We start from the raw sequence: 17,184 nt of genomic DNA, 5'->3' as shown, positions 1-17,184 counted from the left end.
AGAACAGGAGACTTCCCGCATGCAGAACCCCGCAGCGAATGCCGCCGGCGAAGCGCTTCCGGACGCCGCGCGGCGCGTGGCCGGCCTGCTGGCCGCCCTGGGCCACGACCGGCCCATCGTGATGCTGCCCGCCAGCGGCAAGACCTCGGCCGAGGCCGCCGCCGGCCTGGGCTGCCAGGTCGAGCAGATCGCCAAGTCGATCATCTTCCGGCGCCTGGCCGACGATGCGCCGGTGCTGGTGATCGCCAGCGGCGGCAATCGCGTCGACGAAGCCAAGGTGGCGGCGCGCGTCGGGGCGCTGGGCAAGGCCGACGCCCGCTTCGTGCGCGAGAAGACCGGCTATGCCATCGGCGGCGTCTGCCCGATCGGCCATGCGGTGGCGCCGGTGATGCTGCTGGACCGGGACCTGTTCCGCTACGACAGCCTGTGGGCCGCCGCGGGGCATCCGCACGCGGTGTTCAATCTCACGCCGCAGCAATTGCAGGCCATGACCGGCGCGGAAGTGGCCGATGTCGCGCAGGAGAGCGCATGACGACGAGACCGCCGCTGGCCGCGGGCCAGACCTTCACCTGGCAGTACACCGTGCCGCCCAAGGCCACCGTGCCCAATCTGTACGACGACATCCCCGGCTGCGCCGACATGCCCGACGTGCTCGCCACCGGCTATATGGTCGGCATCATGGAGTGCGCCTGCCTGCAGATGCTGCTGGAACACCTGGACTGGCCGCGCGAGCAGTCGCTGGGCACGCTGGTCAGCTTCTCCCATCTGGCGCCGACGCCCGCCGGCATGACCATCACGGTCAAGGGCGAGCTGGTCGCCATCGAGGGCCGCAAGCTGCGCTTCGAACTGAGCGCGTGGGACGGCGAGGACAAGATTTCCGAGGGCGTGCACGAGCGCCATCTGATCGATGCCGCCCGCTTCAACGACAGGCTGGCGGCCAAGGTCGCGCGCCAGCAGGAATCCGCGCGCGGCTGAGCGGGGGAACGGGTAGACGGCAGCACGGCGTAGCGCAAAAAGCGGCGCCATATCCGCTCCGGGGCCGCGTTGGCGCTACACTTCGCGGTGACACCAGCACAACCTCCATGCCCGCCGATCCCGACTTTCTTGCCGACCTCGTCGCCGACCTGACGCGCGGCGCCGCCGCGGCGCAGCACGCCAGCCCGGTGCCTTCGCCCTGCCGCAATATCTGCCGCATGGATGCGAACGGCTATTGCGAGGGGTGCCTGCGCACGCTGGAGGAGATCGCCGGCTGGGGCACGCGCCCGGATGCGGACAAACGCGCCATCTGGCGGGCTCTGCCGGCGCGCGCCGCGGGCACCGTGCAATCCCCTGTCGACCCTTCGCGATGATGGCCACCGCCTCCGCCCTTGCGCTGCCCGCCGGCATGCAGGTCTTCGAACGCGGCTGGCTGTCGGCCAACAACGTGCTGTTCGTCGACGATGGCGGCGCGGCGCTGGTCGACTCCGGCTACGTGTCGCACGCCCCGCAGACGCTGGCGCTGGTGCAGGCGGGCCTCGCCGGCCGGCCGCTGGAGCGCCTGATCAACACCCACCTGCATTCGGACCACTGCGGCGGCAACGCGCTGCTGCAGCGGCAATGGGCGCCTTCCACCTGGATTCCCGCCGCGGAAGCCGACGCGGTGTCGCGCTGGGACGTCGACGCGCTGACCTATCGCGCCACCGGCCAGCAGTGCGACCGCTTCACCTTCGACGGCCTGCTCGCGGATGGCGCCGTGATGCGGCTTGCCGGCATCGACTGGCAGGTGATTGCCGCCCCGGGGCACGATCCGCACGCGGTGATGCTGTTCGCGCCGCAGGAGCGCCTGCTGATCTCGGGCGACGCGCTGTGGGAGCACGGCTTCGGCGTGATCTTTCCCGAGCTCGATGGCGAAAGCGGCTTCGCCGAGCAGGCGGCGGTGCTCGAGCGTATCGCGGCGCTCGATGTGCGGCTGGTGATTCCGGGCCATGGCCGCCCGTTCGCCGACGTCGGCGCGGCGCTGGAACGCGCCGGCGGACGCCTGGCGTACCTGCGCGCCGATCCGTTGCGCAACGCCTCGCATGCGCTGAAGGTGCTGGTCAAGTTCAAGCTGCTGGAGCAGCGCCGCATGACGCGGGCCGCGCTGCTCGGGTGGATGGCGCAGGCGCCGCTGATGCTGCGCATCCAGGCGCGCTACATGGCGGACCGCACGCTGGCGCAGATCGCCGACGACGTGATCGCCGCGCTGGACAAGGCGGGCGCGGCTACCAGGGACGGCGACGATGTTGTCAACCGGGACTGAGGGCCACGGCATGCTGCCGCTGCACGGCGCCGGCTTTTCGCTGCGGCCATTCCGCTATTCCGACGCGGGCCAGTTCGCCACCGCGGTGCGCGAGTCGGTGCCGACGCTGTCGCGCTGGATGCCGTGGGCGCATCCCGACTACAGCGTGCGCGATGCGCGGCTGTGGGTGGAGCTGTGCGGCGAGAACCTGGCGGCCGGCTATTCCTACGATATCGGCGTGTTCTCGCCCGATGGCCGCGAGCTGTTCGGCGGCGTCGCGCTGAACCAGCTCGCGCCCGAGCACGGCATGGCCAACCTGGGCTACTGGATCCGGCAGAGCCGGCAGGGGCAGGGGCTGGCCACAAGGGCGGCGGTGCTGATGGCCTGCTACGGCTTTCACCGCCTGCGCCTGACGCGCGTGGAAATCATCGCCGCCGAGCACAACGCGGCGAGCCGGCGCGTCGCCGAGAAAACCGGCGCGCTGCTCGAATGCATCGCGCGCAACCGGCTGGTGCTGCATGGCGTGCCGTGCGCGGCCGCGGTGTACTCGCTGGTGCCGGAATCGTTCGGTACGCGAGCCCGCGACGGCGCGTAAGGCGTAACGGGCGTAAAAAAAGCCGGCCCCTCGCCAAGGACCGGCCCTTACCGCTGCGGGCGCCGCGACGGCGCCCGCGCATCAGCGCGTGATGCTGAACGCGTAGGTGCGCTCGTCCTGGCGCGGGATCACCTTGTAGCCTTTCTTGGCCGCCCAGACGTTGATCTGGTAGTACAGCGGGATCACGCCATAGTCCTTGACGCCGATCTCGGTGGCTTCCTGCAGCAGCTTCTCGCGTGCCTTGTCGTCGATGGTCGTCAGCGCCGTGGTCAGCTTGGCGTCCAGCGCCGGATTGCTGTAGCGGCCCCGGTTGGAGGCGCCCCAGCCCTTGGCCGTGTCATAGGTCGCCAGCAGCGACTTCAGCGACGAGCCGGCCTCGCCGGTATCCGCGCCCCAGCCGGCCAGCATGAAGGAGAATTCCAGCTTGTTGGCGCGCGTGAAGAACGTCGCCGACGGCATCGCCTCGACGCGGGTCTGGATGCCGATGCGGGTCAGCATCGAGGCGATCGCCTGCGCCACCTGCTCGTCGTTGACGTAGCGGTTGTTCGGCGCGTGCAGCGTCAGCTGGAAGCCTTCGGGATAGCCGGCCTCGGCCAGCAGCTTCTTCGCGCCGGCCGCGTCCAGCGCGTCGGGCTTGAGGTTGGGCACATGGCCGAACAGCGTGCTGTTGACGAGTTGCCCGGTGGGCTCTGCCGCGCCTTCCATCACGCGCTCGACGATGGCCTGGCGCGAGATGGCCTTGGAGATGGCCTCGCGCACGCGCGCATCCTTGAGCGGGTTCTTCGCCAGCGGCTTGCCGCTCTTGTCGGCCACGAACGGCGAGACGTCGCGATTGCTGTCCAGGTGCAGGTACATCATGCGGAACGTCGGCACCTTGAACACCGAGACGTTGGCATCGCCGGAGAGCTTGCGCACGTCCGAGGTGGGCACGTTCTCGATCACCTGCACGTCGCCGGCCAGCAGCGCCGCCACGCGCGGCGCGTCGTTGGTCAGGATGCGCAGCGACACGGTATCCCACTCCGGCTTGCTGCCCCAGTAGGCGTCGTTGCGGGTGAGTTCCACGCGATCGCCCTTGCGGAACGCGGCGAACTTGTAGGGTCCGGTGCCGATCATCGCCTTGCCGCTGTTGAAGTCGTCGCTGCTGGCGTTCTCGGCGGCCTTCTTCGACACCATGTAGATGGTCGACAGGTCGTTCGGCACCAGCGGGTAAGGGCCGTTGGTGGTGATGCGCACGGTCAGCTTGTCGACTGCGGCGATGTCCTTGAAGCCTTTGGTGTAGATGGTGTACGGCGAGGGGCTGTTCTTGACCGTGGCGGGCCGGTTCAGCGAGTACACGACGTCGGCCGACGTGAACTCGCTGCCGTCGTGGAATTTCACGCCGGGGCGCAGCTTCACTTCCCACGTGGTGTCGTCGACCGCCTTCCAGCTCGTCGCCAGCGCCGGCTTGAAGCGCATCTTCTCGTCCTTCGCGATCAGCGTCTCGAACATGTGCTCGGCCACGTTCGCGTTGGGCGTGACGTTGTGATAGTGCGGGTCGAGGGAGGTGATATCGCCGGACAGGCCGATGGTCAGCCCTGCCGCCTGCACGGGCAGGGCGGCGACGCCGAAGGCAAGGCTTGTGGCCAGCGCCGCGGCACGCAGCGAACGACGAACGGATTGCATCGAAGACCCCTGTGAGGTGGTGGTGTGGCCGCATTGTCGGGAGCGGCCTCCAGGGGTGTCAAGACGGATAGACCCGCGTGCCGCGCTGCACCGCGGCGAGGCTCCGGATGCCCCGCGCGGGTGCGCGGCGCACCGCGGTTGCGGGGCCGCCCATGCGCGCCGGGGCGCTAGATGACGCCCTGCGCCAGCATCGCGTCGGCCACCTTGACGAAGCCCGCCACGTTGGCGCCCTCGACGTAGTTGATATAGCCGTCTTCCTTCTGGCCGTGGTGGATGCAGTTCTGGTGGATGTCCTTCATGATCGCGTGCAGCTTCTCGTCGACCTCGGCGTGATGCCAGGACAGGCGCATGGCGTTCTGCGCCATTTCGAGTCCCGAGGTGGCCACGCCGCCGGCGTTGCTGGCCTTGCCCGGTGCGTACAGGATGCGCGCGGCAAGGAACACGTCCACCGCCTCGAGCGTGGAGGGCATGTTGGCGCCCTCGGCCACGCAGAACACGCCGTTGGCCAGCAGCGTGCGCGCGTCGTCGGCGTTCAGCTCGTTCTGCGTCGCGCACGGCAGCGCGACGTCCGCCGGCACGTGCCACGGCGTGCGGCCCGGCTCGAAGCGCAGTCCGCGCGCCTGCGCGAAGTCCTGCAGGCGGCCGCGCTGCTCGTTCTTGAAGGTCATCAGCTCCGCCAGCTGCTCGGCGTCGATGCCGTCCGGGTAGTGCAGCACGCCGCCGGAGTCGGACAGCGTCAGTACCTTGGCGCCCAGCTCGATGGCCTTTTCGGCGGCGTACTGGGCGACATTGCCCGAACCGGAGATCAGCACGCGCAGCCCGTCGAACTCGCGCCCGCGGCGGTGCAGCATCTCGCGCGCGAAATAGACCGCGCCATAGCCCGTGGCTTCGGGGCGCATCAGCGAGCCGCCGAACGCCAGCCCCTTGCCGGTAAACACGCACGCCGCGTCGTTGGTCAGCTTCTTCATCATGCCGGCCATGAAGCCGACCTCGCGCGCCCCCACGCCCATGTCGCCTGCGGGCACGTCGGTGTCCGGGCCCAGGTGGCGGTGCAGCTCGGTCATCAGCGCCTGGCAGAAGCGCATCACCTCGCCGTCCGACTTGCCCTTGGGATCGAAGTCCGAGCCGCCCTTGCCGCCGCCCATCGGCAGCGTGGTCAGCGCGTTCTTGAAGGTCTGCTCGAAGCCGAGGAACTTGAGCACCGACAGGTTCACCGTCGGGTGAAAGCGCATGCCGCCCTTGTACGGACCGATGGCCGAGCTGTGCTGCACGCGGAACGCCCGGTTGACCTGCACCTGGCCGCGGTCGTCGACCCATGCGACGCGGAACTGGATGATCCGCTCGGGTTCCACCAGCCGCTCCAGCAGCGCCTGCTGGCCATAGCGCGGATTTCGCTCGACGAACGGCCACAGGGTCATCATGACTTCCTTCACGGCCTGGAGGAATTCAGGTTGGTCGGGGTCGCGCCGGGAAACGCCGGCCAGGAATGCGTCGAGGGAAAGTGCTGTCACGGGAATGATCTGGCTGAAGTTTATCGACGGCGCCCGGTACGTGCCGGGCTGTTTGCTCGTCGGAAGGCGGCGCCGCGCGGGGCGGGCACCGGCCGATTGGGAGGTTCGACTGTAGCACGGGCTTTGCGCGCGCCCGCCGGCAGGGCGGTGGACGATGGCATGATGGCGTTGCGCGCGCCCGCGTTAGCACCCATGCCGCCAGGGAGGCCATCCATGTGTTACTCCGCGCAGATCGAAGCCGACTTCCGCCGGTTCTCCCGGGAGTACGGCGCGGTGCTCAGCTTCGAGCGTTTCGTCGAACTGTTCTGGACCCGGCGCCGCGACGGGGGATGGCACCGCATTCCCAAGGCGATGCGCGCCGCCTTGGCCCAGCCGCGGGACGAACGGGAGCGCGAGCTCGCCGGTCTCGTGGAGGCCGGCGACCGCGAGCTGGCCAACGCCTTCGAGGCCGAACTGTTCCAGCAGCGCACGCGGCTGGCCGAGGCCGAACGAGCCCTGGCCGCGCGAATCACGAAGAAGGCCGAAAACGACCGGCGGATCGCCGCCGACAAGATCGCGCGGGCGCAGCGCAACCTGGCCGACCTGCGGCGCACCGCGCCGGCGGCCGACGACGCGCGCATCTTTCCGGGCCACTATGCCCCGGTGATGGTGGTCAAGGACGGCCAGCGCAAGCTGGTACCGATGCGCTACCAGTGCCGGCTGCCCGGCTGGACCGAGGAGATGGAAAAGCGCAAGCCGGGCACGTACAACGCGCGGCGCGACGCGCTGGAAGGCGCGTGGCGGGAGCTGTTCGGCTATCGCCACGGCATCCTGGTCGTCAATGCCTTCTTCGAGAACGTCCCGCGCCACCGGGTCGAGCACCGGGAGCTGCGCGAGGGCGAGCGTCCGCAGAACGTGGTGCTGGAATTCCGCCCGCGGCCAGCGCGCGAGATGCTGGTGGCCTGCCTGTGGTCGTTCCACAAGGGGCGCGATGGCGAGCCGGACCTGTTCTCGTTCGCCGCGATCACCGACGAGCCGCCGCCCGAAGTGGCGGCGGCCGGCCACGATCGCTGCATCGTGCCGATCCGGCGCGAGAACCTCGACGCGTGGCTCGACCCCGATCCGCGCGACCTGGCGTCGCTGCATGCGATCCTCGCCGACCGCGAGCCGGCCGTGCTGGAGCACCGGCTGGCCGCCTGAAGCGGCCGCCAGTGCCGGACCGGGTCAGAACGTCGTGCGCATCCCGATCTTGACGCTGCGGCCCGCCAGCGGCGCGATGTCGCGCAGCAGGGAGGTGGCGCTGCGCGCCTCCTCGTTGGTCAGGTTGTCGCCGCGCACATAGAGCAGCGTCTGTGTGCGGCCGCTCTTGATCTTGTAGGTGAGCGCCACGCCCAGCATGGTGTAGGCATCGGTCGGCGTGTCGTTGGCCGGCACGCGGCTCTGCCGCGCGGACCAGGTCACGTCCACGCGCGCGCCGAACGCGCCCGCGCCATAGACCAGCGCGCCGGCCAGCCGCAGCGGCGACAGCCGCGGCAGCGGCTCGCCGGTCTCGCGGTTCTCGCCGCGCACGTAGTCGGCCCGGGCCTCGAAGTCCAGCGTGTCGCCGCTGCCCAGCAGCCGGCGGGCGAGGCGGGTCTTGCCTTCGGCCTCGAAGCCGTACAGCGTCGCGGGTACGCCGAGGTAGCGCAGCTCGGGCAGCGCGCCCTCGCTGCCGGGCTCGACCAGGTTGCCCTCCTCGTCGCGCGCATTGCCGGTGTTCGACAGCGCGAGGTAGTTCGAGAAGCGGCTGTAGTAGCCGGACACGCCGGCGCTGTGGTCGCCCTGCCGGAAGCGCACGCCCAGGTCCAGCGAGGTCGCGCGTTCCTTGTTCGCGTTCGGATCGCCCTGTTCCCACGCGCCGGTGGCCACATGGGGGCCGTTGGCGTAGAGCTCGTAGAACGTCGGCGCGCGCTCGGTGTACGCGACGTTCGACGTCAGCGACCAGGCCGGCGCCAGCTTGTAGAGCAGCCCCGCGGAGGCGCTGGTGGCGTTGAAGCTGCGCTCGGCGTCCGCGAAGCGCTCGTTGCCGTTCGCCCGCGCCTTGACCTTGCTGTGGTCCAGGCGTCCGCCAAGGTTCAGCTTCAGGTCGCCATTGGCGTCCAGCGGCAGTTCCTCGAAGACGAACAGCGCCGCGTTGTCGGTATCGGTGCTCGGCACGAAGGCTTCCTCGCCCAGCGCCGAGAAGCGCGTGGCGCCGAACTGGGTGCCGATCACGCCCGACATGCCGCCGATATTGGCGTGGCGGGCCTCGAAACGGGCATCCCAGCCGCGGTTCTTGAAGACCGTGCCGGTCTCCCCGTCCTCGATCTCCCGGTGCTCGTAGTCGGTGAAGCCGACCTTGGCCTTGACCGATTCGAACAGGCCGCGGGTGTTGGCGGACAGGTTGCGGGCCTCGCCTTCCAGCGCAAAGCGGTCCTGCTTCATGTCCAGGCGCACGCCCTCCTCGGCCGGCGTGCCGTAGTCGTTGCGATAGGTGCTGTAGTTGGCGCCGACGAAGCCGTCCGCCCAGGTATAGGAGCCGCCCAGCGCGCCGCCTTCCTGGTTGGCGTTGGTGTTCGGCAGGCGGCCGGAGACTTCGGTCTCGCCTTCGGCCAGCGGCTGGCTCTCGCGCAGGCGCGCGCTGCGGGCATAGCCGGGAATGCGCAGGTCGCTCGTCTTGCGGGCGAAGGCATCGGCATGCACGGCGAAGCGGCCGTTGCCGGCCTCGATCAGCGCACTGGCGTTGCGGGCCGCGTCCCCGTCGATGGTGGCGCCCAGGTCCAGCGCGCCGGTCACGCCCTCGATGGGCTCCTTGGGGATGCGGTTGTCGATGACGTTGACCACGCCACCGAGCGCGTTGCCGCCGTACATCAGCGCGGCCGGTCCGCGCACCACTTCGATGCGCTCGGCCACCAGCGGGTCGATGGGCACGGCGTGGTCGTAGGACAGCGTCGAGGCGTCGATGGTGGCGCCGCCGTTCTGCAGCATCTTGATGCGGTCGCCATCGAGGCCGCGGATCACCGGGCGGCTCGCGTTGGGGCCGAAGTAAGTGGTCGACACGCCCGGCAGGCGGTCCAGCGTTTCCCCGATGGTGCTGCCCTGGCGCAGCGTCAGGCCGTCGCCCTGCAGCACCGAAACCGGGGCGACCATTTCGTTGAGGGCGCTGCCCAGCGGATTGGCGGTGACCACCACTTCGTTGAGCGTGGCGGGCGCGGCGGTGGAGGCCGGGGCTGGGGCGGACGGGTTGGCCTGCGCAAAGGCGTTGGTGGCGACAAGCAGGGCGGCGGCGGCCAGCGGCGCGCGGCGCGGGAAGGCGGTGTTCTGGATGGAGGACATGGCTCGCGATTCGTTTTTCGTCGATGGGTGTCGGTCCGTCGCGCCGGCCGCGCGCGTTGCCGGCACGCGGATCTGGCGCGTGGCGGGGCGGGCGGCGGTAGCGGCGACGGAACGCCGCGGCGCAAGGGCGCCGCGGGATCTCAGGCGAAGGCGAACGGCGAGGGAGGGGCGCGCGACAGGAAGGGGCGCGCGGGGGGAAGGTGGGGCCAGCGCCAGGTGATGCTGGGGGGCAGGACGGGTTTGCCATGCGCGAGCCGCGGCATGGGCGGGCCGTCGCACAGCGTGTCGGCCGCGGTGGCGGCGTCGAACAGTACGCAGGAGTGTCCGGACGGCTTCAGGCTATCGGCGCGGTGCGCGTGCGCGGCATCGGGCGCGCCCCCGGCGGTTGCTGTCGCAGCCGGAGCGATCGGCGCCTGCTGCAGGCCGCCATGCACCACGCGGTGCACGATGCCGGCGTGCTGCGCCAGCAGCAGGCACAGGACCAGCCACAGCGCCGGCCACCAGCCCAGGCCGCGCCGGCGCATGGCGCCGGCCAGGCGCTCAGTGGTCATGCTCGCCATGGCAGCCGCAGTCGCCATGGTGGTGGTGGCCGTGGTCGTCGTCGTGCCCGTCGTCCAGATCGTCTTCCCAGCTCGGGAACGGGTCGTCGTAGCTGGCCCAGGCCTGCGGGCCAGCGGCCATCTCGGCGTCGTCCAGCAGGCAGGCATCGAGCGCGGCTTCGAGCGCGGCGCGGTCCATGCCCTGGCCGATCAGCACCAGTTCCTGGCGGCGGTCGCCGTAGGGCGCGGGCTGCCCGTTTTCCTCCGAGTCGGCGCGGATGCCGGCCAGCGTCTCGTCATCGTCTGGCCACTCGGCCGGGTCGATGGCAGCCCACCACGCGCCCGCGCCGCCATGGCGGCACACGCCGCCGGCCTGGCCCCAGGTGCCGGCCGTGTCCATGCGCGTGGCCAGCCAGAAAAAACCCTTGGAGCGCAGCACGGTGCCGTGCTCGCGCAGCCATTCGGTATGGATCAGGTCCGCGAAGCGGCGGGGATGGAAGGGGCGGCGGCGCCGGTAGACGAAGCTGCCGATGCCGTACTCCTCGCTCTCCGGCACGTGCTCGCCGCGCAGCTCGGCCAGCCACCCGGGCGCGGCCGCCGCCGCCTCGAAGTCGAAGCGGCCGGTGTCCAGCACGCGCTCGAGCGGCACCTTGCCGAACGAGGCAGGCACGATGTCGGCGCGCGGGTTCAGCGCGTGCAGCAGCGTGGTGAGCCGGGCGCGGGCGTCCTCGTCGATCAGGTCCAGCTTGTTCAGCACGATGACGTCGCAGAACTCGACCTGCTCGATCAGCAGGTCCACCACGGTGCGGTCGTCCTCGTCGTCGCGCGCCTGCCCGCGCTCGCGCAGGAAGTCCGCGTCGCTGTAGTCGCGCAGGAAGTGGGCCGCGTCGACCACGGTGACCATGGTGTCGAGCCGGGCGACGGCGTCCAGCGCCTGGCCGTGCTCGTCCTCGAAGGTGAAGGTCTCCGCGATGGGCAGCGGCTCGGCCACGCCGGTCGATTCCACCACGAGATAGTCGAACCGTCCTTCCCGCGCCAGCTTGCCGATCTCGCCCAGCAGGTCCTCGCGCAGCGTGCAGCAGATGCAGCCGTTGGTCAGCTCGATCAGCCGTTCGCTGCGCTGGGCCACGATGCCGTCGCCAAGCAGCCGCGCGTCGATATTGACGTCGGCCAGGTCGTTGACGATGACGGCGACGCGCCGGCCTTCGCGATTGGCCAGCAGGTGCTGCAGCAGCGTGGTCTTGCCGGCCCCGAGAAAGCCGGACAGGACGGTGACGGGAAGACGGCGGTCGGCCATGGCATGGCGCCGGCGGACGCGGCGCGATTGGTGGTTGGGGTTATTGCAACAAGGTTGCGACTGTATCAGAAACAACGCCGGCTGAGCACACCGGCGGGGCGCGGCGGGCCATGCCGCGCGGACGCAAAAACGGCCCGGAAGTCCGGGCCGTACGAATCGTGCCGGCGTGGCGGCCGTGCCGGGCCGCCGCGCTTTCAGTCGCCGAACAGCTTCTGGCGCAGTTCGCGGCGCTGTTGCGCCTCCAGCGACAGCGTGGCGGTGGGACGGGCCAGCAGGCGCGGCACGCCGATCGGCTCGCCGGTCTCTTCGCACCAGCCATAGTCGCCCGACTCGATGCGCGACAGCGACTGCTCGACCTTCTTCAGCAGCTTGCGCTCGCGATCACGCGTGCGCAGCTCCAGCGCGTGTTCTTCCTCGATGGTCGCCCGGTCGGCCGGGTCCGGCACGATGACCGTTTCGCGCAGGTGCTCGGTGGTCTGGTCGGCGTTCTTGAGGATGTCGTCCCGCAGCTGTTCAAGGCGATTCTTGAAAAAGGCCAATTGCGCCTCGTTCATGTAATCCTTGTCGTCCATCTTCAGGATTTCAGCTTCAGTCAGAAGTTTTTTGCTGCTCATGGTTGCTGCTGATTCTCTTGTTGATGCGACCGGCGGCGTCTCGGGCCGCTCGGATGCGGTGTCCGGGCGCTTGCGCGGCGCGGACGTTTCACTCTGGCTGGCTGCAGACTTGCTGCTTCGCGTGCCCCCCTTGGTCCCCGACGCGTCGGCTGGCACCGTGCCGTCGCTTGGGGTGGGCGCAGATTCCTCCACCTGCGCCTTCAGTGCCTGCGTCGCAGCACTGGCGGTCTTGCTGCGGCCTTCTTTGGTTTTTGTTGCGGCTACCATGGGACCCCTTTCTTTCGCGTGCTGTTACGCCTGTCCTCGTCCTTGGCTGTCGGTTCGATCAGCCCGGCGGTGCGGCGCGTGGCGGGTCCCGGCGGAAGACGGTCATCGCATGAAACGCCTGCGGTCGCACCTGGCGGGCGACCCCGTCTCATGCTGACGACGACTGCCGCCCTGCATACGATGCGGAGGAACGGCTCGATACCGCGTTGCCCGCATCACATCCGGACTATTGTACTTGAACAATTTTTTAGGAGATACGGGAGAAAACCGGACAAAAGCGTGGGACATGCGTCCCGGCATGGCGGTTGACGCACTGCCGGCCGACGCATCCGGGTTTCCCCGATCAGGCCAGGCAGTTGGCCAGCCCCTTCAGAATCGCATCGCGGGGCAGATCCACACCGATAAACACCATTCTGGTGCCCGGCGTCTCGTCTTCCCATTTGCCCGCAATATCGCTGCCCATCAGCTGGTGCACGCCCTGGAACACCACCTTGCGGTCCACCCCCTCCATATAGAGCACGCCCTTGTAGCGCAACAGCTTTTCCCCGTAGACGCTGAGGATGCCGGACAGGAATTCCTCCAGCCTGGCGTAGTGGAAGGGCTTGTCGCTGCGGAAGACGAACGAGGCGATGCGGTCCGTGTGGTGATGATGGTGGTGATGGTCGTGGGCATGGCCGTGGCCGTGATCGTGATCGTGCCCGCAGTCGTCGGCGCAATGGTCGCCGTGCGCGTGATCGTGGCCGTGCTCGTGCTCGTCGATGCTGAGGAATTCCGGATCGAGTTCGAGCTTGGCGTTCAGGTTGAAGCCGCGCAGGTCGAAGATCGATTCGATCGGCGCCTCGCCGAAGTTGGCGGTGGCGATCGGCGCGCGCGGATTCATGTGCAGCAGCCGGTGGCGCAGCGCCGCCACGTCGTCCGGCGTCACCAGGTCCGACTTGGTGATGAAGATGGCGTCGGCGAAGCCCACCTGGCGCTGGGCCTCCTCCTGCTTGTCCAACTGCATGTTGCCGTGCTTGGCGTCGACCAGCGTGATCACCGCGTCCAGCAGGTAGCGCGTCGCGATCTCGTCGTCCATGAAGAACGTCTGCGCCACCGGGCCGGGGTTCGCGACCCCGGTGGTCTCGATCACCACGCGGTCGAAGTCCAGTTCCCCGGCGTCGCGGCGGGCGATCAGGTCCGACAGGGCCTGCACCAGGTCGCCGCGGATCGTGCAGCAGATGCAGCCGTTGCTCATCTGCACGATCTGCTCGCGGCCGTCCTGCACCAGGATCTCGTTGTCGATGTTCTCTTCGCCGAACTCGTTCTCGATCACGGCGATCTTCATGCCGTGCTGCTCGTTGAGGATGCGCTTGAGCAGCGTGGTCTTGCCGCTGCCGAGGAAGCCGGTCAGGATCGTGACCGGAATCAGTTTGGACATGGATGGATCTCCGCGGGAGGGTGGGGCGGCAGGGCTGCCGCCGCTAATTCGGGAAAGGCGTGGCGGGCGGGGCGGACACGGCGTCGCTCAGGCGCGCTGCGGCGCGCGGGCCGTGGACGGACGCGCGCCGCACTCCGCGCAGACGCCATTGACGGTCAGCTCGACGTGCTCGACCGCGAAGCCGCTGGGCACCGCCGGCGTGGCCTCGGCATCCGGCGTGCTGGCCGCGTCGAGGCAGAAGGTGCGGTCGCAGCGGCTGCAATGAAAGTGGCAATGCTGGCGGTGGACCTGGGCGCGGGCGGCCTCGTGCTCCACCAGGCTGAAGCGGAATACGCGGTCGTTGCCGGCCCGTTTCTGCACGACGCCGTGCTCGACGAGCCAGTCCAGCACGCGATAAACGGTCACGCGGTCGATCGCCTCGCCCTGGCCCGGCAGCCGGTCGATCACGGCCTGGTGGGTCAGCGGCGCCTCGGTCCGCATCAGGCAGGCCAGGATGGCCACGCGCGGCTGGGTCACGCGCGCGCCCAGTTCGCGCAGGCGTTCCTGGGCGGCTTCGAGCGCGTCGGGCGGGAAGGGAATCGACGAAGACATGGGCCGATTTAACCATAGCCGCCATGGTGATGCAATTGAGTTGCGTCAGCGCCCGAGCGGCGGGACTTCGGCCTTTCGGCGCCCGGGCCTATCATCGCCTCAGCGCCAACGCACAGACGGAGACGATCGATGCAGAACGATGCCAGCGCCTTGCTGTTTCCCAACTTCGAGCCCTTCCGCCTGCGCGCGGGCGATATCGAGATCGCCGGCGTCAGGGGCGGATCGGGGCCGCCGCTGCTGCTGCTGCACGGCCATCCGCAGAGCCACCTGATCTGGCACAAGGTCGCGCCCGCGCTGGCCGACCGCTTCACCGTGATCGCCACCGACCTGCGCGGCTACGGCAGCAGCGCGGCGCCGCCGGGCGACGCGCGGCATGAGCGCTACAGCAAGCGCGCGATGGCGCAGGACCAGGTCGCGGTGATGGCGCAGCTGGGCTACGAGCGCTTCGCGCTGTGCGCCCACGACCGCGGCGCGCGCGTCGCGCACCGGCTGTGCATCGATCATCCGGGCAGCGTCACGCGGGCCATGCTGCTCGATATCGCGCCGACGCTCGCGATGTACGAACGCACCAGCATGGACTTCGCCACGGCCTACTGGCACTGGTTCTTCCTGATCCAGCCGGCGCCGTTCCCGGAGACGCTGATCAATGCCGAGCCGGACTTCTACCTGAGCAAGCTGATGGGCCTGCGGCATGCGGGCCTCGCGCCCTTCGCCCCGGACGCCATGGCCGCCTACGCCGCGGCGATGCGCGATCCCGCCCACGTGCACGCCATGTGCGAGGACTATCGGGCCGCGGCCACCATCGACCTGGAACACGATCGCGCCGACCGCGAGGCAGGGCGCCGCCTGACCTGTCCGCTGCGGGTGCTGTGGGGCGAGCACGGCGTGGTGGCGCGCTGCTTCGAGCCGCTGGCGCTCTGGCAGGAGGTGGCCGCCGAGGTGTCGGGCCGGGCCGTTCCGTGCGGCCACTACATCCCCGAGGAGGCGCCCGACGTCCTACGCCAGGAGATGCTCGAATTCTTTCGCTGATCGCGGCGCCTTATCGCAATTTGCACGGGTTATTCCTGATATTTGCGCCAAATACCCGCTGATAGCATGGCGCTCCGGCCCGCGACCTCGGAAGTCGACGAATGCCGGGGCCGTCATGGCCGCCGCCACCGGTCAGAGCCGGACACGCGGCGACGTTCGCCGGCACGGGAAAACCCCGGTGAACGGATAGGACGGCTGGGTCGTTATGGCGGGATGGAGGAATGTCCGCCACGGATGTTCTCCAGTGGCCGGGCACCCCTTGGACGGGAACAGGCAGGGAAATCAGGAGAGAGTGATGAAACAAGTTGTACGTATGATCGCGGCCGCAGCGGCCGTCGCCACCATGGGCCTGCATGCCGGCGCCCACGCCGCCGACGAATATCCCGGCAGCAAGCCGGTCTCCGCCGTGGTGCCGTTCGCGGCGGGCGGCCCGACCGACAAGGTGTCCCGGGACCTGGTGCAGATCATGTCCAAGCATCTGGGCACCACCATCGTGATCGAGAACCTGGGCGGTGCCGGCGGCACCATCGGCGCCAAGAAGGTTTCCCAGGCCAGCCCCAACGGCCATACCGTGCTGATCCATCATATCGGCATGTCCACCGCGCCCGCGCTGTACCGCAACCTCGGCTTCGATCCGCTGAAGGACTTCGAATTCGTCGGCGAGATCGCCGATGTGCCGATGGTGCTGGTCGGCAACAAGTCGCTGCCGCCGAACAACTTCAAGGACCTGCTGCCGTACATCAAGGCCAACGCCAGCAAGCTGTCGCTGGCCAACGCCGGCATCGGTTCGGCCTCCCACCTGTGCGGCCTGCTCTTCATGTCCGCCATCCAGACCGAGCTGACCACGGTGCCGTACAAGGGCACGGCGCCCGCGCTGACCGACATCCTCGGCGGCCAGGTCAACCTGATGTGCGACCAGACCACCAATATCGCCGGCCAGCTCAAGGCCGGCTCGCTCAAGCCCTACGCGGCCATGCAGTCGCGCCGCGTGGAAGCGTTCAAGGACATCCCGACGGCCGCCGAACAGGGCCTGCCGGGCATGGAGGTGAAGATCTGGCACGCGATGTACGCGCCCAAGGGCACGCCCAAGGCCGTGATCGACAAGCTGTCGGCGGCGCTGCAGAAGTCGGTCACCGATCCGACCTTCCGCGCCAAGATGGCGGAGCTGGGCGCCGAGGCCGTCCCGGCCCAGCGCGCCACGCCGGACTCGCTGAAGACGTTCCTCGCCAGCGAGATCAACAAATGGACGCCGGTGATCAAGAAGGCGGGCGTCTACGCCGACTGATCGCCATCGCCGCGGGGCGCCCCCCGGGGCGGTCCGCTGCACGCAAAAGGCCACGCCGCGAGGCGTGGCCTTTTTTTCATGGCGGCGCGCGGTGCGCCGCCGTCCGCGGCTCGCCCAAGCGCCGCTGCCGTCCTATATTGGTGGGATTCGACCCGCCGCCTGGCTCTTGAATTCGGCCGGGGCTGTCGCCAAGTAGCCTCCTGAACCATACACGCGAGTCACCATGGAACAGTATCACGGCACAACGATCGTCAGCGTCCGGCGCGGCAACCAGGTCGCCCTTGGCGGTGATGGGCAGGTCACTCTCGGCAATATCGTCATGAAGGGCACCGCCCGCAAGGTGCGCCGCATCTACAACGGCAAGGTGCTGGTCGGGTTTGCCGGCAGCACTGCCGACGCCTTCTCCCTGCTGGACCGCTTCGAAGCCAAGCTCGAGAAGTACCAGGGCAACCTCACCCGCGCCGCGGTCGATCTCGCCAAGGACTGGCGTTCGGACCGCGCGCTGCGCCGGCTCGAGGCCATGCTGATCACCGCCGACCGCGACACCACGCTGGTCATCACCGGCAACGGCGACGTGCTCGATCCCGAGGGCGGCATCGCCGCGATCGGCTCGGGCGGCGCCTACGCCCAGTCGGCCGCCAAGGCGCTGGTGGAAAACACCGAACTGCCGCCGCGGGACGTCGTCGAGAAGGCGCTGGGCATCGCCGGCGAACTCTGCATCTACACCAATACCAACTTCGTGATCGAGACGCTCGAGTGAGCGCGCGTCGCCGCGCCGCCGTCGCGC

17 protein-coding genes are annotated in these 17,184 nt (G+C 69.2%); 9 read left to right on the top strand and 8 right to left on the bottom strand.

All coding sequences use genetic code 11. From position 1 onward, the window contains the following. Positions 1-19: 19 nt before the first annotated feature. From LDO27_RS14900 to LDO27_RS14880, 5 genes are all read left to right on the top strand, one after another. A complete protein-coding gene (locus LDO27_RS14900; RefSeq protein ID WP_222202747.1) occupies positions 20-532 on the top strand; it encodes a YbaK/EbsC family protein in 513 nt (170 codons plus the stop codon). Further along, complete coding sequence (locus LDO27_RS14895; protein ID WP_222202746.1) at positions 529-975, top strand: thioesterase family protein; 447 nt, start codon at positions 529-531, stop codon at positions 973-975. The genes LDO27_RS14900 and LDO27_RS14895 overlap by 4 nt, the downstream gene beginning before the upstream one ends. A gap of 107 nt (positions 976-1,082) precedes the next feature. Next, positions 1,083-1,349, top strand: coding sequence for a DUF1289 domain-containing protein (locus LDO27_RS14890; protein ID WP_224042439.1), 267 nt, complete (start codon positions 1,083-1,085; stop codon positions 1,347-1,349). Continuing rightward, positions 1,349-2,278 carry an MBL fold metallo-hydrolase gene (locus tag LDO27_RS14885; protein WP_224042570.1) on the top strand — a complete coding sequence of 310 codons (930 nt, stop codon included), beginning with the start codon at positions 1,349-1,351 and terminating at the stop codon, positions 2,276-2,278. The genes LDO27_RS14890 and LDO27_RS14885 overlap by 1 nt, the downstream gene beginning before the upstream one ends. Continuing rightward, positions 2,262-2,852: a GNAT family N-acetyltransferase gene (locus LDO27_RS14880; RefSeq protein ID WP_224042437.1), complete on the top strand. Its 591-nt coding sequence runs from the start codon at positions 2,262-2,264 to the stop codon at positions 2,850-2,852. The genes LDO27_RS14885 and LDO27_RS14880 overlap by 17 nt, the downstream gene beginning before the upstream one ends. An 81-nt stretch (positions 2,853-2,933) precedes the next feature. On the opposite strand, the gene LDO27_RS14875 is transcribed toward LDO27_RS14880, so the two are convergent. After that, positions 2,934-4,514, bottom strand: a complete 1,581-nt coding sequence (locus LDO27_RS14875) for an ABC transporter substrate-binding protein (protein ID WP_224042435.1) — start codon at positions 4,512-4,514, stop codon at positions 2,934-2,936. A gap of 167 nt (positions 4,515-4,681) precedes the next feature. After that, positions 4,682-6,025, bottom strand: a complete 1,344-nt coding sequence (gdhA, locus tag LDO27_RS14870) for an NADP-specific glutamate dehydrogenase (protein ID WP_222202741.1) — start codon at positions 6,023-6,025, stop codon at positions 4,682-4,684. 213 nt (positions 6,026-6,238) lie between these two features. Here gdhA and LDO27_RS14865 point away from each other — a divergent pair, with 213 nt between their 5' ends. Beyond that, positions 6,239-7,204: an SOS response-associated peptidase family protein gene (locus tag LDO27_RS14865; protein WP_224042434.1), complete on the top strand. Its 966-nt coding sequence runs from the start codon at positions 6,239-6,241 to the stop codon at positions 7,202-7,204. 24 nt (positions 7,205-7,228) lie between these two features. Here the strand turns inward: LDO27_RS14865 and LDO27_RS14860 are convergent, their stop codons facing one another. The 6 genes from LDO27_RS14860 to LDO27_RS14835 all read right to left on the bottom strand — a co-directional run bounded on the left by LDO27_RS14860 (position 7,229) and on the right by LDO27_RS14835 (position 14,083). Continuing rightward, on the bottom strand, positions 7,229-9,358 hold the full coding sequence (locus LDO27_RS14860) for a TonB-dependent receptor (RefSeq protein WP_224042432.1): 2,130 nt from the start codon (positions 9,356-9,358) through the stop codon (positions 7,229-7,231). Between the two features lie 140 nt (positions 9,359-9,498). Next, positions 9,499-9,909, bottom strand: a complete 411-nt coding sequence (locus LDO27_RS14855) for a hypothetical protein (protein WP_224042431.1) — start codon at positions 9,907-9,909, stop codon at positions 9,499-9,501. Beyond that, on the bottom strand, positions 9,899-11,194 hold the full coding sequence (gene zigA / locus LDO27_RS14850) for a zinc metallochaperone GTPase ZigA (protein WP_224042430.1): 1,296 nt from the start codon (positions 11,192-11,194) through the stop codon (positions 9,899-9,901). The genes LDO27_RS14855 and zigA overlap by 11 nt, the downstream gene beginning before the upstream one ends. Before the next feature lie 194 nt (positions 11,195-11,388). Then, positions 11,389-11,808, bottom strand: a complete 420-nt coding sequence (gene dksA, locus LDO27_RS14845; protein WP_222203275.1) for an RNA polymerase-binding protein DksA — start codon at positions 11,806-11,808, stop codon at positions 11,389-11,391. 610 nt (positions 11,809-12,418) lie between these two features. After that, on the bottom strand, positions 12,419-13,492 hold the full coding sequence (locus LDO27_RS14840; RefSeq protein ID WP_224042428.1) for a CobW family GTP-binding protein: 1,074 nt from the start codon (positions 13,490-13,492) through the stop codon (positions 12,419-12,421). An 87-nt stretch (positions 13,493-13,579) separates the two neighbouring features. Then, positions 13,580-14,083 (bottom strand): Fur family transcriptional regulator, encoded by a 504-nt coding sequence (locus LDO27_RS14835; RefSeq protein ID WP_222202728.1) that lies wholly within the window; start codon positions 14,081-14,083, stop codon positions 13,580-13,582. A gap of 129 nt (positions 14,084-14,212) precedes the next feature. Between LDO27_RS14835 and LDO27_RS14830 the strand changes: the two genes are divergently transcribed. The 3 genes from LDO27_RS14830 to hslV all read left to right on the top strand — a co-directional run bounded on the left by LDO27_RS14830 (position 14,213) and on the right by hslV (position 17,157). Then, the gene (locus LDO27_RS14830; RefSeq protein WP_224042427.1) at positions 14,213-15,112 is read left to right on the top strand and encodes an alpha/beta fold hydrolase; all 900 of its coding nucleotides are present in this window, start codon (positions 14,213-14,215) and stop codon (positions 15,110-15,112) included. A 295-nt stretch (positions 15,113-15,407) separates the two neighbouring features. Next, positions 15,408-16,397: a tripartite tricarboxylate transporter substrate-binding protein gene (locus LDO27_RS14825; RefSeq protein ID WP_222202724.1), complete on the top strand. Its 990-nt coding sequence runs from the start codon at positions 15,408-15,410 to the stop codon at positions 16,395-16,397. Positions 16,398-16,620: 223 nt separating this feature from the next. Further along, complete coding sequence (gene hslV, locus LDO27_RS14820; protein WP_222202722.1) at positions 16,621-17,157, top strand: ATP-dependent protease subunit HslV; 537 nt, start codon at positions 16,621-16,623, stop codon at positions 17,155-17,157. Positions 17,158-17,184: the final 27 nt, after the last annotated feature.

Source organism: Cupriavidus respiraculi, assembly GCF_914271545.1.
Lineage (GTDB): Bacteria > Pseudomonadota > Gammaproteobacteria > Burkholderiales > Burkholderiaceae > Cupriavidus > Cupriavidus respiraculi.
This window is presented reverse-complemented; position numbering and strand designations above follow the sequence as displayed.

Bases quoted from the DNA above. Each gene is read 5' to 3' on its own strand.
- LDO27_RS14900 (WP_222202747.1), top strand. From the start codon at position 20: ATGCAGAACCCCGCAGCGAATGCCGCCGGCGAAGCGCTTCCGGACGCC.
- LDO27_RS14895 (WP_222202746.1), top strand. From the start codon at position 529: ATGACGACGAGACCGCCGCTGGCCGCGGGCCAGACCTTCACCTGGCAG.
- LDO27_RS14890 (WP_224042439.1), top strand. From the start codon at position 1,083: ATGCCCGCCGATCCCGACTTTCTTGCCGACCTCGTCGCCGACCTGACG.
- LDO27_RS14885 (WP_224042570.1), top strand. From the start codon at position 1,349: ATGGCCACCGCCTCCGCCCTTGCGCTGCCCGCCGGCATGCAGGTCTTC.
- LDO27_RS14875 (WP_224042435.1), bottom strand. From the start codon at position 4,514: ATGCAATCCGTTCGTCGTTCGCTGCGTGCCGCGGCGCTGGCCACAAGC.
- LDO27_RS14865 (WP_224042434.1), top strand. From the start codon at position 6,239: ATGTGTTACTCCGCGCAGATCGAAGCCGACTTCCGCCGGTTCTCCCGG.
- LDO27_RS14860 (WP_224042432.1), bottom strand. From the start codon at position 9,358: ATGTCCTCCATCCAGAACACCGCCTTCCCGCGCCGCGCGCCGCTGGCC.
- LDO27_RS14855 (WP_224042431.1), bottom strand. From the start codon at position 9,909: ATGACCACTGAGCGCCTGGCCGGCGCCATGCGCCGGCGCGGCCTGGGC.
- zigA (WP_224042430.1), bottom strand. From the start codon at position 11,194: ATGGCCGACCGCCGTCTTCCCGTCACCGTCCTGTCCGGCTTTCTCGGG.
- dksA (WP_222203275.1), bottom strand. From the start codon at position 11,808: ATGAGCAGCAAAAAACTTCTGACTGAAGCTGAAATCCTGAAGATGGAC.
- LDO27_RS14840 (WP_224042428.1), bottom strand. From the start codon at position 13,492: ATGTCCAAACTGATTCCGGTCACGATCCTGACCGGCTTCCTCGGCAGC.
- LDO27_RS14835 (WP_222202728.1), bottom strand. From the start codon at position 14,083: ATGTCTTCGTCGATTCCCTTCCCGCCCGACGCGCTCGAAGCCGCCCAG.
- LDO27_RS14830 (WP_224042427.1), top strand. From the start codon at position 14,213: ATGCAGAACGATGCCAGCGCCTTGCTGTTTCCCAACTTCGAGCCCTTC.
- LDO27_RS14825 (WP_222202724.1), top strand. From the start codon at position 15,408: ATGAAACAAGTTGTACGTATGATCGCGGCCGCAGCGGCCGTCGCCACC.
- hslV (WP_222202722.1), top strand. From the start codon at position 16,621: ATGGAACAGTATCACGGCACAACGATCGTCAGCGTCCGGCGCGGCAAC.